We start from the raw sequence: 3,081 nt of genomic DNA, 5'->3' as shown, positions 1-3,081 counted from the left end.
CCTCAAGACGTGCCCCAGGCTTGAGATCGCTATCGCTGGCAAGCCAGCTCCTACGGAGATCACCGTCAGTGCGGTTAACGTTGCGGACCGTTGCCGATCTGCCAGACGAAGGGCGGTTCGGTGCCGTTGATTGTCCAGTCGCCGACAATCCGTGCCTTGTAGATCACCGGGTTGTGGGACGACACGGTCCGCGCGTTGCGCCAATGGCGGTCCAGGGATTTGCCTTGGCGAATGTCCGAAGCGCCCAAGGCATTGAACAGCTCGGTGGTGGCGCGCTGAATCAGCTCGGTCACCACCACCTGAGCGGTGGCCGACTCCAGCTCGGCGTCCACATTCGCCGCGTGTTCCACTGCCGCATCCCCGGAGAACCGCGCCACATAGGCCCGTTGCGCCGGTTGTGCCGCGCGCACGGCGGCGGCTTCGGCGGCGTACACCAGGGCCGCGACTTCCCCGACTACTTGTTGCACCTGGGCGTCTTCGCTGACCCGTGGCGCGTTGCCGTGGCTGTAGATGCGTTTGCGCTCGCGCACTTCCCGGGCCACGTCATTCAGCGCAGCACGGCCGATACCGGCCAGGCTAGCCAGCAACACCAGTTGGTAGAAGGCCGTCTGGTATTTGAAGCGGGTGGCGAAGTCGATGACGTTCTCGGCGTCCACTTCGGCGTCGGTAAAGCGCGAGGTGCCGCTGCCGGTGGTGCGTTGGCCGAAACCGTCCCAATCGTCGCTCTGCACGATGCCCGGCTGGCGGGTGCGCACGGCAGCGATCACGTCGCCGCCGGTGTCGCTGCGTTGAGCGTAAACGTCGATCCAATCGGAGAAAATGCTCCCAGTGCTGTAGAACTTCTCGCCATTGAGTTTCCACTTGTCACCGTCCGGCGACACCTTGGTGATCACGTCGCCAATGGCCACGCTGCCGATTTCGGTCCAGGCGCACCCAACGATGTCACCGCCGACAAAACGTTTGAACCAGACATCCCGCGCCGGCCCCGGGGCGGCGTTGAGCCGGTCCTCGGCAAAGGCGAAGTGCCCGCGCAAGGCTTGTGGCACGTTGGAGTCGGCCTCGGCCAGCTCGATCAGCAACTGGAACAGCTGGGGCAGGGAGGCGCCGCCACCGCCGTATTCCACAGGAATGCGCACGGCACCAAAGCCCGCGTCCTTGAGCCACTGGATCGGCTCATAGGGCAGGCTGCGGCTTTGTTCGCGCTCCACTGCACCGGCGGCGATGCGCTTGAAGATCGGGCGGAAACCCTCGGCCAGCGTCTCGTAGTCGACGCCCACGGACAGTGGGTTGATTACCTGGTGTTCGGTCATGAAACAGCTCCTCGAGTCGGCAGTAAAAACGTTGCAGGTGCCGAGGGGGATTGCACAGTCCATGCCGAAGCGCCCAGTGCCGGTTTTACGGGGTGCGACAGTGGTTGTGGGTCGGGCAACTGTTGGTGGGGCAACAGTTGTTCAACAAATCGCTGGATTCCTGGATTCGCCGTCCAGGTTCGATCGTTATTCAGGTCTTGCCCCGGCCGCTCTGGTTAAACCGCTTCGCAGCCCTTTAGAACAGGCCTTGCAGCGCACTGGGCGCTGGCGGGCGGGGCGTCGGACGCAGGCTGGCACGCTTGCTGCTCTGTGACTCCTACCTTCCCCAAGTTCCGAGGACCTAACAATGAGTCAGCAAGCCGTCAAATTTGCCTACTGGGTGCCCAACGTCAGCGGCGGGCTGGTGGTGAGCAAGATCGAGCAGCGCACCCACTGGGGCATCGACTACAACCGCAAACTGGCGCAACTGGCTGAAGAGGCCGGCTTCGAATATGCCCTGACCCAGATCCGCTTCACCGCCGGCTACGGCGCCGAGTTCCAGCATGAGTCGGTGGCCTTCAGCCACGCCTTGCTGGCCGCCACCAGCAAACTGAAAGTGATTGCCGCGATCCTGCCCGGCCCTTGGCAACCGGCCCTGGCGGCCAAGCAACTGGCGACCATCGATCAACTGACCAATGGCCGTATCGCCGTGAACATTGTCAGCGGCTGGTTCAAGGGTGAGTTCCAGGCCATCGGCGAACACTGGCTGGAGCACGATGAGCGCTATCGCCGTTCCGAAGAGTTCATTCGCTCCCTGCGGGGCGTCTGGAGCCAGGACAACTTCACCTTCAAGGGCGACTTCTACCGCTTCGACAACTACAGCCTGAAACCCAAGCCCCTGGGCCAGCCGGAAATCTTCCAGGGCGGCAGCTCCCGGGCAGCCCGGGACATGGCGGCGCGGGTATCGGACTGGTACTTCACCAACGGCAATACCCCGGAAGGCATCAAGGCCCAGGTCGATGACATTCGTACCAAGGCTGCGGCCAATAACCACTCGGTCAAAGTGGGGGTCAACGCCTTTGTCATCGCCCGCGACACCGAAGAAGAAGCGCGCGCGGTGCTGGCGCAGATCATCGACCAGGCCGATCCCGAGGCGGTGAATGCCTTTGGCGACGCCGCCAAACAGGCCGGCAAGGCGTCACCGGAAGGCGAGGGCAACTGGGCCAAATCGACCTTTGAGGACCTGGTGCAATACAACGACGGCTTCAAGACCAACCTGATCGGCACGCCTCAGCAGATCGCCGAGCGCATCGTCGCCTTGAAAGCCGTGGGCGTGGACCTGGTGCTGGCGGGCTTCCTGCACTTCCAGGAAGAAGTGGAGTACTTCGGCAAACGCGTACTGCCGCTGGTGCGTGAACTGGAAGCCAAGGCCCAGGCCAAGGCACAAGAAGTCGCCGCCTGATCGTCCACTCTAAAGCCACGTAGGAAGGGGCTTGCCAGCGATGGCGGTTTTAAGGGCGCTGCAAGCCTCAAGCTTCAAGCTACAAGAAGCCGGTTCCTACAAAATACCGTGGTGTTGAGACATGTCTCTTTGTAGGAGCTGGCTTGCCAGCGATGGCCGATTTTAAGGGCGCTGCAAGCCTCAGCTTCAAGCCACAAGATACAAAAGAGGGGTGGGTGGGTTATGAATGTCGGTCCATGGTGTAAGCTCTTGCGCTCTTTGGATTCGACCCACTGCGAGCCCTATGCCGTCGCTTTTCAAACGCTCTCTGTTGCCCAAACTGCGCAGCTT

At 62.2% G+C, this 3,081-nt stretch carries 2 protein-coding genes; one reads left to right on the top strand and one right to left on the bottom strand.

Translation table 11 applies throughout. From position 1 onward, the window contains the following. Positions 1–74: 74 nt before the first annotated feature. Positions 75–1,310 (bottom strand): acyl-CoA dehydrogenase family protein, encoded by a 1,236-nt coding sequence (locus tag M1B34_RS33675; protein ID WP_268267436.1) that lies wholly within the window; start codon positions 1,308–1,310, stop codon positions 75–77. Positions 1,311–1,656: 346 nt separating this feature from the next. Between M1B34_RS33675 and sfnG the strand changes: the two genes are divergently transcribed. Next, positions 1,657–2,751: a dimethylsulfone monooxygenase SfnG gene (gene sfnG, locus M1B34_RS33670; RefSeq protein WP_123333396.1), complete on the top strand. Its 1,095-nt coding sequence runs from the start codon at positions 1,657–1,659 to the stop codon at positions 2,749–2,751. Positions 2,752–3,081 lie beyond the last annotated feature (330 nt).

The organism is Pseudomonas morbosilactucae (genome assembly GCF_023241715.1).
Lineage (GTDB): Bacteria > Pseudomonadota > Gammaproteobacteria > Pseudomonadales > Pseudomonadaceae > Aquipseudomonas > Aquipseudomonas morbosilactucae.
Note: the sequence above shows the minus strand (reverse complement) of the source record. Positions and strands in the feature narration are given on the sequence as shown.

Coding starts and splice junctions, on each gene's coding strand:
- M1B34_RS33675 (WP_268267436.1), bottom strand. CDS start 1,310: ATGACCGAACACCAGGTAATCAACCCACTGTCCGTGGGCGTCGACTAC.
- sfnG (WP_123333396.1), top strand. CDS start 1,657: ATGAGTCAGCAAGCCGTCAAATTTGCCTACTGGGTGCCCAACGTCAGC.